Consider the following 17862-nt stretch of genomic DNA (forward strand, 5'->3'; position numbering starts at 1 on the left):
CTTTGCGGCGGCAGGCAGTATAAGTGGAGTCGGGCTCGCACTCCGGTAACAGGAAGTGTTGACAGGGCTCAATGGATGTCAAAATGACACTATCGGTTGGCGGGTGTTATGCTCGATTTTCTAACCAGCCATGCTCATGGGTAGCTTATGTTTTTACGTCATCCTCTCTCGTCGATCCTCTTTTTGGCCTTGTTGGTTACAGGTTGCGTGAGCCAACCTGTTCCCCTGAAACCTGCGGAGCCGATCCACGTGGAGCCCCTGGGCCAGAGTCTGCCTCAGACTAGTTTACGCACTGTGTTGATGAACCAAATTATCAGCAATGACCCCGTTATCATTTCGTCGCTCAAGCCGGTACTCAGAGCCAATAACGACAACGATGGGCGTATTGCCGCGCTACGAAAGAAAGACGGTGGCGTGCTACCTGACGGTTACTGGACCCTCTACAAGCAAAACTTGGAAGCGCTCCAGTACGACCTAAATCACCAGCACGACGCTGCACGAACCCAGTACATCGAAACCTACCGCGACGAGTTGAGCCGAGTAGACGACGGTACACTTCAAGCCATGACCACGTCACCAAAAGCCTTGGATGAAAAGATTCGGCGCCAATGGAGTGCACGCATGAGCGATAGAGCCGCGCGCTACATGGTCACCAGTGAGCAATCACTGAACGCCGCCACTGATGCCCATCTCAACCGCATGGCGTTGATGGATCGGCAATACAACGTATGCTCGCTTAATCCCGAATGCTGGGATACAGCGGTTAAAAAGTGATTTGATTCGATCGGACCTTTTTCGTAGAAAGCTACCGATCATCACGGGCAGCTTTTGGCCGATTGTGTTGAAAAAGTCGACCCGGCCTGGTGACCCATGCATTGAGCGGTGAAAGCGCCTTTTTTGCACGCCGCTACGTCAAATCTGAGTCCTGAACCTTCTGCGCTAAACACAGATTTCAATCTCAGACGCGCACTTTTCTGCCGTGGAAACCGAAGCCGACTTTTTCAACACAATCGGCCGAAAGCTGACCTTTCAGCACAGTAGTCGGTCATCGGTATCGTTGTCCGGGAAGGGCGGTATCCGCTCGACATGGTTCAACCAACTCGCAGCGGATGCCGTGCGGTATCTCTACTTAACGAACTTCAGGCATGCGAACCCAGTCTTGATTTTCAGCTGTTGAATGGGTTCGATGCTCTCCTGGTCGCCGACTTTCTTGATGACGCCTACGCCGCAGAAATGTTCGTCGTGGTTGAAGATCGGAAGAATGCCTGACTTGGGCTTACTCCAGGAGCCTTGGATTAAGGTATAGCTGGCACCGTTCTGTGGCGTGAAGGAGAACGGTATCTGACAAACGCTGCTTCCTGCGAACTGCGCATAGGTCAGGATCAGCTCCTTATTCACGGCGACCCGAGATTCGATGTAGCCGCCGTTAGAGGGCAAGATGGTGTAACCCGCATAGCATCCATTGTCGCTGAACGTCATGGCATCCAGTCTCGCACCATTTCCAGCCTTGAGGCGAACCGTTGCGGAGGGCTCATCGGGGCCGGGAACGACATACTGCTTGCCCTGCAAAAACGAAGTGCAACCGCTAATTACCAACGCGCCCGCCAGTAAGATACAGCGACTGGACTTTTGATTGAGGTACATCCATCTCTCCCTGATTTCATTAGGTACCCTGACCATTCCGGGGCTTGGGGCTGCCAAACAGCGGGCTGATGATAATGTATTCGGTGATGTATCAATCAGTATTCAGGGCGTAGTGCACCAGACTGTAGCGCCCAAATACCCCCCCGCTGTATCTGCTTCTACCTGAACATTGCCGGTTAGCATGGCTCCTCATCCAAGGAGGTATTACGCGATGCCAGACGCTACTAATCTCTACCTGTTCATTGTTGCCGCCTTGCTGCTGCTTATTGTGCCGGGCCCTAACATGGCAATCGTCACCAGCCACGCAGTTGCCCACGGCTGGCGAGCTGGCCTCGCGGCAGCACTCGGAATAACCCTGGCCGATTTGCTGATGACCGTCCTGGTTAGCGCGGGTCTAGGGGCGCTGGTGATGAGTTGGGCACCGGCGTTCGACTTGCTGCGGTGGGCAGGTGCTTGCTATCTGATGTGGCTGGCTTTGCAAGCATTGAAGGCTCCCCCTTCGGATACTGACACTCAACCTACGCAGGCTTCATTGCGGAAAATCTTTACCCGAGCCACGCTCAATAGCCTGTTAAACCCAAAAGCGCTGTTGTTCTTCATGGTATTCCTACCGCAATTCGTCACCGTAGGCAGCAGCAGCATCACGTTGCAATTGATGTTCTTAGGTGTGCTGCTTGCGCTGATCGCTTTGGTGTTTCATTCCCTGCTCGGATTTTGCGCCGGACGGCTTCATGCGCGCCTGCGCAAAGGCTTGGTCTCCAAACGCCTGGGCGCTTATGGCTTCGCTGCGGTAATGGCGGCTCTGGCAGCACGCTTGGTCTTTCTAAACCGACCGGTTTAAAGACCCCAAGTCCGTCCGACGTCAAATGTTTCAACATCGCGCCAGGCCCGCGCACATCGATCAGATGTCAGGTTTTGTGAGGTTCTGGTGCGCGCTCGATGACAGGTTTTGACCGGTCGCTAGCGCTGCCAAAAAGCAGAAATCTGCCCGAAGCAGCCGGTCGCGGCAGCTTGAATAAAGCAGCAAGAATCGGATAGTAAGTACTGTACGACTTCCAGTCTGATACGACTCCAAACCAATAGGAGTTCGACCATGGCGTTCCGTATAACTGGCCTTTCCCCCGAGCCATTCCAGTCACTGTTTGGATTGCCCGACCAAGAGCTGGCATCTCTTGGGATGAAGCGTTACATCGTCGACAGCAACCCAGGGTTTCCTGACCGTATCGAAATGAAAGATGCGGAGCTAGGTCAGAGCGTGCTTTTACTCAACCATGTCTGTCAGCCAGCCAAAACGCCATACCGCGCCTCACACGCGATCTTCATACGGGAATGGGCGACGCAAGCTTATGACGCAGTCGATCAGGTACCTGAGTCTATGCGAATCCGCCTGCTATCACTTCGCGCGTTCACTGATGATGGGATGATGCTCGACGCCGACGTAGCGGATGGAATAGCAATAGAACCTGTAGTCACTCGGATGTTTGCCAATCCAGAGGTTAGTTACATTCACGTTCACAATGCCAAGCAGGGTTGCTACTCCGGGCGAATAGATCGGGCGTAGTCAACACAGGTCTTGGTGGCTCGTCCTTCTGTCGACTCTGCCGGTAACCGACTGGCCGGTATTGGTCGAGGCTCTCGGGAACCAATTGCTCACCTTGGATGCAGCGCTTCATGGGCCGCCCTGCTGAAGTATCATTACCCCATCGTAACGCTACGAGCCATGTGGATGACCTCCGACTAATCAGGGCTGCACTCCACATCTCAAAATTTCAGGGAAGATATACGTCAAATGCGTGAGCGAAAGGCAGCTCGATTACTAGTTATTAGCCCCTCCCGAGATGTCCTACTTTTCAAGTTTCTCCATAAAGACGGTGTCTTAGCCGGTAGAAATTACTGGGCCACCCCTGGCGGTGGTCTTGAGGACGGAGAAACATTCCACGCCGCTGCAATACGTGAACTGCGTGAGGAGACCGGCATTCAGATCAACACCGTTGTGGGGCCTGTGGCAGATCGGAGGTTTTCAATGCTCCTGCCCAGCGGCGAGACAGTATTCGCAGTTGAGCAGTATTTCGTTGTGCACGCGGAAAGCCAGATACTTTCTAGCTCCGAATGGACCTTACACGAGACTCAGGTCATGGCAGATCATCACTGGTGGTCCGCTCCCGAGCTGAGATCTACTGGAGAAACGGTATGGCCAGAGGCGTTAGTTGAGATGCTCGTGGATGCAGGTGTCTTCGAACCGGATGCATAACCGTCACCGCGAGTCCGTATGCGTTTTTACTCACTCTCGGTCGTTAGCGACCACTGCTCTTGCTAGCCATCCTTATCCTCCCACACGCGGAGGACTTGCCATGAACACCATCGCTACCTGCAGCCGTAAACCCTGGAACAAAGGAAAATTGGTAGGACAGAAAACCCCGCTCAGACTCAGAGATATCTGGGCCATCCGAGTAAGACTTCAAATTGCAGAAAGAACCCGGGATCTGGCTCTCGTCGATCTGGCTATCGACAGCAAGCTTCGAGCCTGCGACTTAACCAAGCTCCGTGTGCGCGACGTTACACATGGCGAGCATGTGTCATCACGAGCCATGGTGATGCAGCAGAAAACGCAGCGGCCAGTGCAGTTTGAGATCACTGAGCAAACACGGTCTGCTCTCGCGGCCTGGATACATCAAGCCCAACTCCGCAACGAGGACTGCCTTTTTCCGAGCCGGTTGCATGCCTCCGACCATCTATCCACTCGTCAATACGCTCGTATCGTCAAAGGCTGGGTAAAAGCCGTAGGCCTTGATCCAGCCATGTATGGCACTCACACAATGAGACGTACGAAGGCATCACTGATCTATCGCAGGATGAAGAACCTGCGGGCGGTTCAACTGTTGCTCGGCCATACGAAGCAGGAGAGCACCGCTCGATATCTAGGGATTGAGGTTGATGACGCTCTGGAGATGGCGGAACAGACCGAGGTTTGACCATGCATAGCGACGGTCGAAGCCAAGCCGTCGCTAACCGGCCATGTGCGGACGCGGCGGACGCAACGGTTCCGCCCCGTAGAGAAACCAAATCCAACCGCACTGCCACCACTAGGCGGACGCTATTAGTCGCTGCGCTGACCAACAGCTAACCCAGGCAGTGTGTCGCGCATGATGTACATCAATCTTATTACAGCAATTACGAGTACGTTGCAGATAACGGTAATCGACGTTAAGCGATGTACCAGCTCCTGTGGAGCGTCGGCGATGGTTGCTCATCGTGCGAAACCATCTATTTGTCGTATGGATTGGGAGCGTGCTCGATGGACCGTGAACTTGTACTTGCGATGGCTGTGCTCGGCTTAGGTTCGATCACGCCAGCCAGCGCGGCTCCTATCAGCGCCACGCTGAAGAAGGCCGACACGCGCGAATTTCCTGGCCTGCCTATCGGCACTTTCGTCGCACTTCCTCAGGTCGTGCTTTCAGCGACCCGCGACGACAACATCTACGCCCAGCGTACCGATGAAACCGAAGACACCATCTTCACCCTGTCACCGTCGCTGCTACTGCAATCGGACTGGGAACGGCACGAACTGAGCGTGGATCTCGGCGCCGACCTCGACCGCTATCAGGACGCCGATTCCGAAGACGTGGAGGACTTCTGGTTAGGCCTCGACGGTACCCGCGAGTTGACCGAGCAAACGCAAGTATTCGGGGGCGTACGCCACACCCGCGATCATGAGGATCGCTATGTCCCCGGCGCTGCCGGGCCGGAGTTGCAACGCGAGCCCACCCGCTACGAGCACGATGAAGCATACCTGGGGGGTGCCAGCGAGATCGGCCGCCTGCGTCCTACGACAGCGACGACTACTACAACGCTCGCACCCTCGCCGGCGGTCGCATCGACAATGCTGATCGCAAGCACAACCTGAGTTCGCTAGCTGCGGTAAGGGACCGAAGTACATGGGCGACCAGCCCAGCGATGAGGAATCATCGCACCACCCCGACGACGAAGAGCACGAGCGTTGATGCGTCGCCGGTAATATTCAGACGAGGAGATACCTATGAAAAGCATCAAATTCGCCATCGGCCTTTCAATGGCCCTACTATCCGGTGCAGCGTTGGCGCAGTCCTCCGACGTCCAGGGCGCGGCCGGTAACAGCGAGCAGGTCTTCGGCTCGCAGATCATGACCCAGCAAGAACGCCTGGAATACCGCAACCGCATGCGCCAAGCCACCACTCAACAAGAGCGTGAGCAGATTCGCGTCCAGCACCATGAACAGATGCGTGAGCGAGCCAAAGAACGGGGTGTGACGTTGCCGGAAGATCCACCCGCGCGCGGCATGGGCGGCGGCATGGGCGGCGGCGCAGGCGGTGGTATGGGTGGCGGCATGGGTAAAGGGGGAAGCTGAATCGACTCACGAAGTTGGGCGCGCTGAGCCACTTACGGGCGCTTTATTACGGGCGGTCCGTGGGTTCTAGTTTCACCGCGCTACGCCCGTGCTCGCAAAGCGACGCCCAATTTGCAGCTCGAAGTAAAGGCAGTACTGGTCGAACGCAGCGCCTTTCAGCGTCTGCTTCTGGCCGAGGCTGTGTAAAAACGGTTTTGAGCGCGTCAGGTGCTCAAAACCGGACTGAAAGTCGCGCTTCTACGCGAAATCCACATCTGCTGACGTGCCGATAAATTTTAGATTTAACGTAGATGCGGACACTTCAATTTTGGCGAAGCGTTTTTACACACTCTGGGCCAGAAGCGAACGCTTGCAAGTGACCGCTTTCGACCGATTCTGTTGAAAAAGACGGCTTCGAATTCCACGCCAGAAAGGTACGCGCCTGAGATTGAAATCTGAACTTTTGGCAGAAGGTTCAGGACTCGAATTTCGCGTAGCAGCGTGCAACAGAGGTGTTTCATCCATCAATATTCGAGTGTTTTGGGAAAACCGTCTTTTTCAACACAATCGGCCGATTTCTACCTGTCGCGACCGACAGAAGTTAGCCATCAATCCCCAGTGACTAACCCAGAACCTAGACAGCCATGCACTGACCTGCCGAGGAGCGGGTGCAAGGTCATCGCCAGCCGTTTCGGCATTGAGGTTGCCATGCCTGCAATCTCGAGAACCTTGTATTCCGCGGTTTCGCCAAGCCGTCCCAAGGCGATTTGAGGCTGCTGTCGCGGCAGTTATTTCGAATGGCTCTACTGCTAATAGCGTAATGGCAAGTTGCCTTTATTTGCTTTGTCTATCCTCCCACTCGCCTGACCGAGATGCTTTGCCAAGGTCCTCGCGACCACAAGGCTCAAGGTGGTTCGGCACCACGCCTGCAGGTAAGCGTGTGGGGTCGACATAGGGCACGCCCGACGCTTGCGTCGAAACCTTACAAGGAGTTCTCTCATGGCAATTCCTACCACCAGTTGTGACGTCCAGGTGCAAATCTGGGTCGATGAAAATGCAGTGACCAATGGCTCCACCGCGGGGGTCTATCTGGTCGATAACCGTATCTCTGCTGGCACCACCCACGAAGGCACCGCCAACCTGAATACTGCTGCGTCCAAAGGCAGCAATGTCTGCTGGCAAGTGTTCCTGATCAATCCCAAGTCGACCTCGCAGGTCTCCATTGCCGCCTTCGGTAACTCGAGCGCCTGGGGCTTCAGTGGCCAGCCGCAAACCGCTTCGGATAACGCGAGCGCGTACACCGGCACCGTGCAGAACGCAGGTACCGCGTCCTACCCGGTATCCCTCAACGTACAGGTGGCGGGCGGCTCCGGTATCACCGTGAAGCTCAACCCCAGCGTGACTGTCTCTGCCTAAGGAAGGAGCACGACAATGAGTGGCCAAAAAAGTACTGCCCAGGTGTGGACTGCTGATTCGCAGGTGCTAGCCGGCATCGCCAATCCGCAAACCGCAATCACCATTGCCATCGATACCGCATATGTACTCGGCACTGGTGGCGGGGACATTTCCACCGGTGTGTACATGTTCGACAATCGTCTGAGCAATGACAGCAGCGGCGAAGGAACGCTGGAACTGCGCACCCACTGCAACATCGGGGACTACCTCGGCTTCGAGGTGGTTCCGATCGATCCGAACGCTGGCGACACGGTGTCCATCACCGGCTTCCAAATTTCCCAGGGCAGTGTGTTCGGCAGCGATGGCTACCCGATGCAAGTCGGTGCCGCGGGTAACTATTGGGTGGGCCTGGCTCGCAACGCATCGTCTCAGACCACCTACCAGATCCAGGTCAAGGTGACCTCTGGAGGGCTTCGGCCATCGACACGTTTCATCCAATGGGACCCCTACATTGGTACGAACTGATTAGCTGAACCCGCGGAAGGAGCGTGGCTCCTTCCGTCCCCCTCCTCTAATAGCGCCTAGTTCCCAGACACCTTTGAATGACGTCTTTTGGCTGTAGATTCAATCAGTTACGACAGGCAGAAAACAGCCAGAAACAACCCTTCGACGTGGCTACAAAACCAGAGGGGGTTTACTCATAACCGAGATGCGCTCCAACCCCAACTTCAACAGTTCCTTACGTAGCAGCGCGCGCTCAAGCACAGCCATTCCGGCATGCCATTCGATCGACAGCAATTGGCTCAACTTTTGTTGACTGACCAAGGGCTCAGCCAGAAAGTAGCTTCTGCACTCGCGGATGCTGATGACGTTCAACAGCCAGTCGCCCCCCTGCGCCGCCAACCAGTGACCGATCGTTGAACGATGCGTTCGGATCAGCGCACTGGCATCCCACACCGCCATCTGCGCAAAAACCTGCGGCAGGTTGCTATCGGCTTTCAGCCGCTTCATATCCACCGCCAATGCGCTAATCAGGTCTGACTCGATAGTGGCTTGGCACTCGGCGAAATACCGCTCAGGCCAGTCCGCTTCCAGTTTCGCCCGCTGTGCGAGGGCTTCATAAGCCCGAATATCCGATTGGGTGGTCAACTGCCCGGTGAAATTCAGGGTGTTGTCCAGAATCGCCGTGGCCAGCAACACCGCACTCTTTTTGCTGATCAGCGGCAACAGCTCTGTCGACTCCCAACGCTGAAAAATCAGAGTCGCCGCTGCGCCGATCGGCAGGATGTCTGCCGCAGATCCGAGCTTCTGTGCCCAATAGTTTTCAAAGCCTGGGTGATGGTCAATGACCTCCACCACCTGTTCAAGCACCACCGCCGGGTCGAAATGTTGGTAGTCGGAGACATCCACCAACACGAACTCATCACCCGCCCTCGGCAGATAATCGTCCAGAGATGATTGCCATCCGAGCACGGTCTTGGAGATGCTGGCATTGAGCGGGGCGCTACTGACGGCCCGAGCATCAACGCCCTGGAGATTCAACAGCTCGGCGTACGCAATGCAACAGGCATACGCGTCGATGTCCAGGTAGGCCGAGCCTGAGGTCACCACCTTCATGACACGTGGGCCACAGCGTGAGTTGTCGAGACAGTCGAAGGCCGCTTCAGCGCTTGGGCGATCCCCTCCAGAAACCGCTCATACGCCAATTGACACGGTTCTTCGTCGATGGAAATGCGCAGCGTGGCCGCGGCTGTTTGCGACAGAATCTTCGTCAATACATTGGATGGGATTTTGCACCCGCCCCCACCACTCTCAGACTTATCCATGCTCTGACAAAACATCGACATTAAAATCAATTTTCCATATTTAAAACAGCGTATTAGCGCACTGAAACACTCGGTTGCGTCCTATTTTCCGGCGACCAAACTCGCATGGGTTGATTGCAGGAACATGACAAAATAAAGGCATTTTTAAGACCGGCAAATGTGAGTGCGTAATGCGGTATGAACCATTCACGGAGGGCTGCACACCGTTGAAGTCGTTGGGGACTATTCGCTCACCAAATGGATTACCGTCTTGCCCTTGCCGCGGCCTTCCGCGACCTGGCGAAACGCTTCGTTGACTTCATTCAGTCCAAATGGCTGCTGATCTATCCGGATCGTCAGTTGCCCGGCATTTGCCAGCGCGGCGGCCTCGCGCAGGATAGCCCCGTGGTTTTCGCGCCCCTTGCCTGTGAGCAACGGCGTCAGAGTAAATACGCCCGAGTAGGTTGCGCTTTTAAACGACAGCGGCGCGAGGCTGTGCTGCCCCCAACCCAGGCAGCTCAGTACGTGCCCGGTATAAGGCTTCACTGCCTTGAACGCCGCATCCAGGGTGCTGCCTCCCACCGTGTCGTAGACGATGTCGAAACCTTCCCCCGCCGTATGCTGCTCGACATAGTCATCTACGCTCTGCGCACGGTAGTCAATAGCCCTTGCACCCAGTGAGCGAATGAAGTCGAGACTCGCCGCCGAACCGGTGGCATAGACTTCGGCACCGCGAGCCTTTGCCAGTTGCACAGCCACTTGGCCGACCCCGCCTGCGCCGCCATGAATCAGCACACGTTGACCTGCACGGACATTGGCGCGATCCACCAACCCTTCCCACGCAGTAATGAATACCAAAGGCAATGCGGCCGCCTCACGCATGTCGAGTCTGTGCGGCTTTAACGCGATCAGACGTGCATCCACGGCAATGTACTCGGCCATGGTGCCCTGGGCGCCGCCGATCCCGCCGGCCATACCGAAGACTTCCTGGCCAGGGGTGAAGCCTTCAACCGCCTCGCCCAGTTCGATGACCGTTCCAGCCAGGTCCAGGCCGAGTACTGCCGGCAGCGCCTGACGGGCGTGGGCGCCTGCGCCGATCGCGATCTTGGTATCGAGAGGATTGACCCCCGCGGCGTGAACCCTGATCAGGACCTGCCCTTTACCTGGAACAGGGCGAGCGATGTGGCGGACGGTCAGAGGGACCTGGGCAGATTCGGCGATAGCGGCAAGCATGGTGTGATTCATGACGCAAACCCTATGATTGAGTGGACGCTTACAGGTTGCCGCGCTTTCATTGTTCCGATAAGAAACTGAATTTGCATATGACTTATTCCACAAAGAGGCCTAATTGCCGATGGACCTGTTCGACAACATGCACATCTTTGTACGCGTCGTGGAGCGCGGGTCGTTTTCTGCGGTAGCTCGAGAGCTGAACATGGGGCAGCCGGCAGTGAGCAAGCAAGTCCGCGCACTGGAGCAGTATCTGGGCGGGCCATTGTTCGCCCGCAGCACCCGGCACCTGGCCCTGACCGACCAGGGCCAACGCTTCTACAGCCACTGCCAAGAAATTCTCGGCCACCTCGAAACCGCCACGCTTAGCTTTGCCTGCGGCCAGGAGCAGATCGCAGGTCCCCTGAGAGTAACGGCACCGGTCAGTTACGGGAGGTTGTGCATAGCGCCGCTGGTAGGGACTTTTCTGCAGCGCTATCCCGAGGTCCGGATTGACCTGCGGCTGAGCGATTACAATGAAGACCTGCTCAAGGAAAACATCGACCTTGCGATCCGGATCGGGACGGTCAAGAGCGAGGGATTGGTGGCAATGTCTCTGGGTACCAGCACGCGGCGGGTCTATGCCGCGCCCGCCTATCTGGATCTACACGGTCTGCCACGCGAGCCCGATGACCTGACAGGCCACAACTGCATCGGTTTCACGTTGCTGGAGCACTATGACACCTGGCACTTCAAGCACGGTGCAGGAGAGTTCGATGTGGCTATCAAAGGCAACGTCACCAGCAACAGCAGCGATGCCATCCGTGAAATGGTCCTCTGCGGCCTGGGCATTTCTCTTTCTCCAGAATGGCTGTTCGCAGCTGACGTCGAACAAGGCAACGTTCGTAGTGTGCTCAACGATTATCAGAACACCGCGCTGCCTGTAAGTGCCGTGTTCAGTCGTGAGCGGCGACATTCAGCGCGGACGATGGCGTTCATCGATTTTCTCCGGGCACACCTGTGAGGGTTTCCACACTGAGCCCAGGACCGTGATCATTCCTGCGATTGCGCCACCAATCGGTTAGACGTCATCCCCTAGTGTGCTGGAGCCATTCCTTCGGGCTTGCACCAACTTTGCGCCGAAAAGTACGGGCTAACGCAGACGGACTTTCATAGCCAACCTCATCGGCAATCAACGCGATGGGGCGCCCTTCACGCAGGCGCTTCTGCGTCAAGCTGATTCGCCAGTTCGCCAGATAATCTGCAGGGGTACTACCCACCGTCTCGCGAAAGTGCGCAGCAAAGCTGGCGCGTGACATACCTGAGCGATCCGCCAACTCCGCCACGGACCAATTGCGCTGTGGTTCGTTGTGGATGCCTACAAGCGCGCGGGACAGCTGAGCATTAGCCAATCCGGCCATCATCCCTGACGCAATGCTACGACTGGCGATGAGGTGGCGAAGCAGCTGAATCACCATCAGCTCGAACAGACGGTTGAGGATGACATCACGGCCACACTCGTCGCCGAAGGCTTCTTCAAATAGCCAGTCGAGGGTGCCACTCAGCCCCTGCAATTCACGAAGTGGCTTGATGATGAAATCCGGTAAAGCCAGAGTCAGGGGATTGTTCGCCCCGCCATCAAATTGCAAGGTTGCACAGACCAACTCCGCTTCATCTGCTTCGATCGCCAGCAACTGATGCTCCTGCGGGCGCACCGCCAGAATCAGGCTGGGTTCCGTCAACTCAATGAGCTGGCCGCGCTTGTCCCTTAGGGCCAGGCGTCCCGAACGCAGTAAATGTGCGTGTCCGAAACTACCCTGCCCATAGAGGTTGGTTGTTCCGCAAAAACCACCCTGGTGAAACGTGGACGCGTGCAGATTGAAGTGTTTAAGCAGTGTCGATAATCGGTCCATGGCTCGCTCAAATTTAGACGATCTGTTGCATAAGTTCGACGATCTGAATCCGAAAGGAAAGTCTGCCTCCCTAATATTGACACCAGGCTTGATCGACAAGCCGGCTAATCAATCTACTGGAGAATTACCATGACTCGTATCGCTGCTCTCTCGCTGGACCAAGCCCCTGCTGGCTCGCGCGCTGCTCTTGAAGGTATCCAAAAAGGTCTTGGGTTTATTCCCAACGTATTTAAAACCCTGGCTCACTCCCCGGCCGCATTGAGTGGTTACCAGAGCCTCGCTCAGGCCTTGGGTAAAACCTCACTGAGTGCCGTTGAGCGTGAGGTCGTTGCCCTCGCTGCGTCAGAGGTCAACGGTTGCGACTACTGCGTGGCCGCACATGCATTCTTTGGGGCCAAGGCTGGCTTGAGCGAGGAGGCCGTTGGCAAAGCACGCATGGGCACACTCAGCGCGGTCGCGGCTCTGGCGCATCAAATCACCGAAAGCCGCGGACAATTGAGTGATGCCCAGATCACCGCAGCGCACAACGCCGGTCTTACCGATAGCAAGATCGTGGAGGTGGTGGCACAGATCACGCTGTTAACCCTGACCAACTATTTGAACAACATCGCCGCTACCGATATCGACTTCCCGCCATCGTCAAACTAACGGCTATTTCCGTAGCAGTTTCCAGCACCTGCAATACCAAGGTCAGCCCTTGCTGCTGACCTTGAAGGCCTGGCGGCGATTCATGACGCTCAAAGGCCCCATCATTCAGACCTGCCGAAAGCACATCCTCGCCATGCCCTCCGCTAACCATCGAGATTTCTCACTTAATCATTGCTCATTTTTGAGTTAGCTTAAGCCTGAATTCAAGATAATATTTATCATATGCCAACAAAACACCTTTAATTACGGCAGCTTACCTGATTTTTTTCAAGATAACCTTTCGGCCGGTTTGAGATATCTTTCCATATGCCTACATTTATCCATCACGACCTTGAGCTTCTCAATCCATCCTTTGACTCGGACCTTGTCGATGTACTGAGCGAACTGGAGCATCTGCGTCGCCTAAGGCTTGAAGGTGATACGCCGCCGCAGGTGTTCTACCAACTCAAATCGCTTTTCCATGCACTGGAAAGCCTCGGTTCTGCCCGCATAGAAGGCAACCACACGACGTTGGCGGACTATATAGACAGCAAGGTCGAAGGTAAGGCCCAGGACACGGACCCGTTGCGCGAGGTGGCCAATATTGAAAAGGCGATGGACTACATTGAGCGGATCATGGCGCCCGGCGCAGCGCTGACCGAGCAGATGATTCGAGAGCTGCACGCGATGACCGTCGACGATCTGGTGCGTGAGGGCGACAAAACGCCCGGAGCCTATCGCAGTGGAGGGGTCAGAATATCTCAGTCTGATCACCAGCCTCCTGACTTCATCCACGTTCAAGCGTATATGCAGGAACTTGTCGCATTCGTGAATCACGAAGCACCCCCGAAATACGACCTCATGAAGGTTGCGCTCGCTCACCATAGATTTGGATGGATACATCCATTCGGCAATGGCAATGGCCGCGTGGTCAGGCTGCTAACCTACGCACTCCTGATCAAGTATGGTTTCAACGTCAACGCCGGCGGCCGTGTCCTGAATCCTACGGCGGTATTCTGCAACGATCGTGAGCGCTATTACGCAATGCTTGCCACCGCCGACAAAGGAACAAAGGACGGACTGGAGGCGTGGTGTACCTACGTGCTGGAAGGGGTTCGTGAGGAGCTGGAGAAAGTCGATCGCCTCACAGACTACGCATACCTGAGCAAATGCATACTCGTGCCTGCCGTGGCCTTCGCACGGGAACGAAAATGGATCACGGAGGTAGAGGAAGCGGTGCTGTTGGCCGCAATAAAACTGAAGGTCGTAAAATCGGCAGATGTAGCAGCCGTACTCCCACAGCAGTCGAGCAATCAACGGACTTACCTGATCAAAAAGCTGGTGGACCAAGGGATGCTTCTACCGCTGAACGCAGGCGCGAGGCAGTACACGATCGGTTTTTCCAACAACTATCTCATTCGAGGTGTAATCAAGTCCCTCAGGGAGCAAGGCTTCATACCTGAGCCGCTGGAAAGACCCTGAGCATCGATTAAAGACCGAATGAGCGGAAATCGCCCGCCGCTGTGCAGCAGTCTATGACTCCCCTCAAGAAGCCCGCCTCCTGCGGGCTTCGTTGTTTCTGGCGGTCGCTCCTTGCCCCCTTTACCTTCCTCCGTCGCAGTAAACAGGCTCTTCGCATCTCAAGGTTTACCAGGCTCCAGCCGATACGCTTCCACAGTCCCTGCAAAAGACCTAGCGAACTCAATACGCCATGAATAAAAGCCTTCGTTTCAGTCATAAAATTCTTTTGGCCGTGTCGCTGATAGTGATGCTCGCCTTCACCCTGTTCACGCTGTACAACGACTATCTACAGCGCAATGCCACCCGCACCAGCCTGGAAAACTATTTGGCTGAAATGGGTGAGTCGACCTCCACCAATATTCGCAACCTGCTGGAGGGGCGGATCAATCTGGTGACGAACCTGGCGCAGAACATTGCCAGGGAGCCTGCCAATGCCGAGACGCTGATGGATGAAAGCGTCCTGACCTCAAGTTTTCTTACCGACTACCTAGGCAAGGTCGACGGCAGCTTCAGTATTCGTCCGGACACCAAGATGCCCGATGGCTATGACCCGCGCTCCCGGGCTTGGTACAAGGACGGTATGAACGCCAGCGGCGCCATGCTGACTGAGCCTTATATCGATATGGCCACCAACAAGATGGTCATTGGTGTCATCAGCAAGGTTTCCAGCAACATCGGCGTGGTCGGCGGCGATCTGGCGTTGGATGGCCTGGTGGAAATCATCAACTCGTTGAACTTTGGCGGCATGGGGTATGCCTTCCTGGTCAACGATCAGGGCAAGATCCTGGTCCATCCGGACAAAGCGCTGGTCATGAAGTCGCTTTCGGATTTGTACCCTACACACACCCCGAAACTTTCCGGCGAGCTGACCGAGGTCCAGGTCAACGGGCAAGCCCGCTTGCTGACCTTCGCACCGATCAAAGGTCTCCCTTCGGCCAACTGGTACATCGGCCTGTCTATCGATAAAGACAAGGCTTACGCGACGCTGAGCAAGTTCCGCTATTCGGCGGTGATTGCCACCATCGTTGCGGTGGTCATCATCATCGTCCTGCTGAGTCTGCTGATCCGCGTATTGCTCCAACCGCTGCACGCGATGACCCGCGCCATGGAGGACATTGCCCAAGGCGAAGGTGACCTCACCAAACGCCTGGTCATCCACACGCATGACGAGTTCGGCATGCTGGGCAATGCGTTCAACCGTTTTGTCGAACGCATCCACACCTCGATCCGAGAGGTCTCGTCGGCGACCGAGCACGTCAACGAAGTGGCAATGCGCGTGGTCAGCGCCTCCAACTCATCCATGCTCAACTCCGACGAACAGGCTAGCCGAACCAACAGTGTGGCCGCCGCCATCAACGAACTGGGGGCCGCGGCTCAGGAAATAGCCCGTAATGCGGCTGAGGCCTCGCACCAGGCCAGCGACGCGCGCGGGATGGCCGAGCAGGGTCAGCAAGTGGTGGAACGCAACATCGGTGCAATGAATCAGCTGTCGGAAATGCTCAGCGCGTCGAGTACGAATATCGAGTCGCTGAACAGCAAAACGGTGAATATCGGGCAGATCCTCGAAGTAATCACCAGCATTTCCCAGCAAACCAACCTGCTGGCGCTCAACGCAGCCATCGAAGCCGCCCGGGCGGGTGACGCCGGGCGTGGGTTTGCCGTGGTGGCCGATGAAGTGCGCAACCTGGCGCACCGCACCCAGGAGTCGGCGCAACAGGTGCAAACGATGATCGAGGAGCTGCAAGTCGGCGCCCGGGATTCGGTCAACACCATGGGCGAAAGCCAGCGCCACAGCCTCGACAGCGTAGAGATCGCCAACCAGGTCGGCGAACGCTTGAACAGCGTGACCCAGCGCATCGGCGAGATCGATGGGATGAACCAGTCAGTCGCCACTGCCACCGAGGAGCAGACCTCGGTGGTGGAGTCGATCAACATGGACATCACCGAGATCAACACGCTCAATCAGGAAGGCGTGGAAAACCTGCAATCGACCCTGCGCGCCTGCGCCGACCTGGAACAGCAGGCGGCACGCTTGAAGCATCTGGTGGGCAGTTTCCGTATCTGACCCGAACACCGCCTCAACGCCCAGGCATTCAGCCCACAGAATGCCTGGTTCAAGCGGTTTGTGGCCGGGGAACTGGTCGGTAATACCTGGACCGAAGTCGGTGACGTGAAGATCGGCCAGGTGATTACCCGCATCAGCCGCCAGGGCGAGCAATGGGTCGCCAACGGCACCAAGTACTACAGCACCGGCAGCCTGTTCGCCGGCTGGATCGACCTGTACGCCCAACAGGACGACACCGGTGCCGACGTGCGTTTTACCAGCTGACCCTGCTGGCCGTCCTGGTCGGGGCGGGGCAGGCGGCCAGCAAAACCGCGCGGAGAAATAACCTCGGAGCATGTAACACCGCGAGCTGAAAATGCCCCAGCCTGCCGGGGCATTTTTTTCCGCAACATCGAAAAAGCCCTGCCGCCTCCCTCGCGGCATCCTGCATGCGCGCAAAAAAACAGCCCATCTGTATTTTGACGCTCCCCGCAGCCCGCTGTTAGTGTCCAGCCTCCCCCTCGCACATGGAGTACACCACGGTGAAACTGGACATCTACCAAGTCGACGCCTTCAGCCAACACCCTTTCGGCGGCAACCCCGCTGCGGTGTGCCCGCTGACCGAGTGGCTGAGCGACGCGCAACTGCAAAACATCGCCGCCGAAAACAACCTGTCCGAAACCGCCTACTTCGTACCCCGTGACGATTTTTATGAGTTGCGCTGGTTCACCCCGACCGTCGAAGTCGACCTGTGCGGCCATGCCACGCTTGCAGCGGCGTGGGTGTTGATCAATGCGTTGGCGGATGCGCCTGACGTGCTGCGGTTTGCAACGCGCAGCGGCGAGCTCCGGGTAACCCGCGAGGGCGATGAACTGGCGATGGATTTCCCGGCGAAAGCGCCACAGGCGTGCGAGCCGCCTGCCGGAATGTTGAGCGCGCTGGGGATTGAACGCGCCGAGGTGTTCGGCACCGATGACTACATCGTGTTGCTCGACGACGAAGCCCAGGTCGCCGCGCTCACCCCGGATTTCGCCCGGCTCAAGGGCCTGCCCAAACGCGGGATTGCGGTGACGGCCAAGAGTGCGCGGTTCGATTTCATTTCCCGTTGGTTCGGCCCGAATGTGGGGGTCAATGAAGACCCTGTCACCGGTTCGGCGCACACCTCGCTGGCGCCGTTCTGGGCCGAGCGCCTGGGCAAGACAAGCCTGAGCGCCGAGCAGGGCGGCACGCGCAAGGGCCAGTTGCGCTGTGCCCTCAAGGGCGACCGGGTGATTATTTCCGGCAAGGCTGTGCTGTATATGCAGGGCTCGATCTACCTGTAAAACGCACTCCCCAAGAACG

At 56.6% G+C, this 17862-nt stretch carries 18 protein-coding genes and 2 pseudogenes; 16 read left to right on the top strand and 4 right to left on the bottom strand.

The genetic code is table 11. The features are described 5' to 3' along the window. Window positions 1-300: 300 nt before the first annotated feature. The gene (locus AC07W0_RS03205) at window positions 301-774 is read left to right on the top strand and encodes a hypothetical protein (RefSeq protein ID WP_256580889.1); all 474 of its coding nucleotides are present in this window, start codon (window positions 301-303) and stop codon (window positions 772-774) included. A gap of 351 nt (window positions 775-1125) precedes the next feature. Here the strand turns inward: AC07W0_RS03205 and AC07W0_RS03210 are convergent, their stop codons facing one another. Further along, window positions 1126-1644: a hypothetical protein gene (locus AC07W0_RS03210; protein ID WP_102618056.1), complete on the bottom strand. Its 519-nt coding sequence runs from the start codon at window positions 1642-1644 to the stop codon at window positions 1126-1128. A gap of 211 nt (window positions 1645-1855) precedes the next feature. On the opposite strand from AC07W0_RS03210, the gene AC07W0_RS03215 reads away from it, so the two are divergent. The 8 genes from AC07W0_RS03215 (at window position 1856) to AC07W0_RS03250 (ending at window position 7927) form a co-directional block, all read left to right on the top strand. Next, window positions 1856-2485, top strand: coding sequence for a LysE family translocator (locus tag AC07W0_RS03215; RefSeq protein WP_102618055.1), 630 nt, complete (start codon window positions 1856-1858; stop codon window positions 2483-2485). Between the two features lie 252 nt (window positions 2486-2737). Next, window positions 2738-3205: a DUF1203 domain-containing protein gene (locus AC07W0_RS03220; RefSeq protein ID WP_057005668.1), complete on the top strand. Its 468-nt coding sequence runs from the start codon at window positions 2738-2740 to the stop codon at window positions 3203-3205. 228 nt (window positions 3206-3433) lie between these two features. After that, window positions 3434-3895, top strand: a complete 462-nt coding sequence (locus AC07W0_RS03225; protein WP_102618054.1) for an NUDIX hydrolase — start codon at window positions 3434-3436, stop codon at window positions 3893-3895. Between the two features lie 100 nt (window positions 3896-3995). After that, a complete protein-coding gene (locus tag AC07W0_RS03230) occupies window positions 3996-4616 on the top strand; it encodes a tyrosine-type recombinase/integrase (protein ID WP_102618053.1) in 621 nt (206 codons plus the stop codon). A gap of 323 nt (window positions 4617-4939) precedes the next feature. Further along, window positions 4940-5548, top strand: coding sequence for an outer membrane beta-barrel protein (locus AC07W0_RS03235; RefSeq protein WP_158243618.1), 609 nt, complete (start codon window positions 4940-4942; stop codon window positions 5546-5548). Between the two features lie 132 nt (window positions 5549-5680). Further along, the gene (locus AC07W0_RS03240) at window positions 5681-6028 is read left to right on the top strand and encodes a hypothetical protein (RefSeq protein WP_017844468.1); all 348 of its coding nucleotides are present in this window, start codon (window positions 5681-5683) and stop codon (window positions 6026-6028) included. Between the two features lie 978 nt (window positions 6029-7006). Next, window positions 7007-7423: a DUF8788 domain-containing protein gene (locus AC07W0_RS03245; protein ID WP_057005658.1), complete on the top strand. Its 417-nt coding sequence runs from the start codon at window positions 7007-7009 to the stop codon at window positions 7421-7423. A 15-nt stretch (window positions 7424-7438) separates the two neighbouring features. Continuing rightward, window positions 7439-7927, top strand: coding sequence for a DUF8788 domain-containing protein (locus AC07W0_RS03250; RefSeq protein ID WP_102618051.1), 489 nt, complete (start codon window positions 7439-7441; stop codon window positions 7925-7927). 150 nt (window positions 7928-8077) lie between these two features. Here AC07W0_RS03250 and AC07W0_RS03255 read toward each other — a convergent pair whose 3' ends face one another. Together AC07W0_RS03255 and AC07W0_RS03260 are read right to left on the bottom strand one after the other, a co-directional pair. Then, window positions 8078-9019, bottom strand: coding sequence for a DHH family phosphoesterase (locus AC07W0_RS03255; RefSeq protein ID WP_102618050.1), 942 nt, complete (start codon window positions 9017-9019; stop codon window positions 8078-8080). A gap of 431 nt (window positions 9020-9450) precedes the next feature. Beyond that, entirely contained in the window at window positions 9451-10452 is a 1002-nt protein-coding gene (locus tag AC07W0_RS03260; protein WP_102618049.1) for a zinc-dependent alcohol dehydrogenase family protein, read from the bottom strand. 109 nt (window positions 10453-10561) lie between these two features. Here AC07W0_RS03260 and AC07W0_RS03265 point away from each other — a divergent pair, with 109 nt between their 5' ends. After that, the gene (locus AC07W0_RS03265) at window positions 10562-11440 is read left to right on the top strand and encodes a LysR family transcriptional regulator (protein WP_102618048.1); all 879 of its coding nucleotides are present in this window, start codon (window positions 10562-10564) and stop codon (window positions 11438-11440) included. A 64-nt stretch (window positions 11441-11504) separates the two neighbouring features. Here AC07W0_RS03265 and AC07W0_RS03270 read toward each other — a convergent pair whose 3' ends face one another. Further along, entirely contained in the window at window positions 11505-12329 is an 825-nt protein-coding gene (locus AC07W0_RS03270; protein ID WP_102618047.1) for an AraC family transcriptional regulator, read from the bottom strand. Window positions 12330-12458: 129 nt separating this feature from the next. Here AC07W0_RS03270 and AC07W0_RS03275 point away from each other — a divergent pair, with 129 nt between their 5' ends. The 6 genes and pseudogenes from AC07W0_RS03275 to AC07W0_RS03300 all read left to right on the top strand — a co-directional run bounded on the left by AC07W0_RS03275 (window position 12459) and on the right by AC07W0_RS03300 (window position 17843). Beyond that, window positions 12459-12977, top strand: a complete 519-nt coding sequence (locus AC07W0_RS03275; RefSeq protein WP_017844477.1) for a carboxymuconolactone decarboxylase family protein — start codon at window positions 12459-12461, stop codon at window positions 12975-12977. Between the two features lie 306 nt (window positions 12978-13283). Further along, window positions 13284-14438, top strand: coding sequence for a Fic family protein (locus tag AC07W0_RS03280; RefSeq protein WP_102618046.1), 1155 nt, complete (start codon window positions 13284-13286; stop codon window positions 14436-14438). Window positions 14439-14724: 286 nt separating this feature from the next. Beyond that, a pseudogene (locus AC07W0_RS03285) lies at window positions 14725-15684 on the top strand (HAMP domain-containing protein); the annotation flags it as partial. A 93-nt stretch (window positions 15685-15777) separates the two neighbouring features. Further along, a complete protein-coding gene (locus AC07W0_RS03290) occupies window positions 15778-16542 on the top strand; it encodes a methyl-accepting chemotaxis protein (protein WP_371920077.1) in 765 nt (254 codons plus the stop codon). Between the two features lie 3 nt (window positions 16543-16545). After that, window positions 16546-16791, top strand: a pseudogene (locus tag AC07W0_RS03295) (acyl-CoA dehydrogenase family protein); the annotation flags it as partial. 272 nt (window positions 16792-17063) lie between these two features. Further along, on the top strand, window positions 17064-17843 hold the full coding sequence (locus AC07W0_RS03300) for a PhzF family phenazine biosynthesis protein (RefSeq protein ID WP_017844482.1): 780 nt from the start codon (window positions 17064-17066) through the stop codon (window positions 17841-17843). The last annotated feature ends 19 nt before the right edge of the window (window positions 17844-17862 follow it).

The sequence above is a fragment of the Pseudomonas sp. GW704-F2 genome (genome assembly GCF_059423025.1).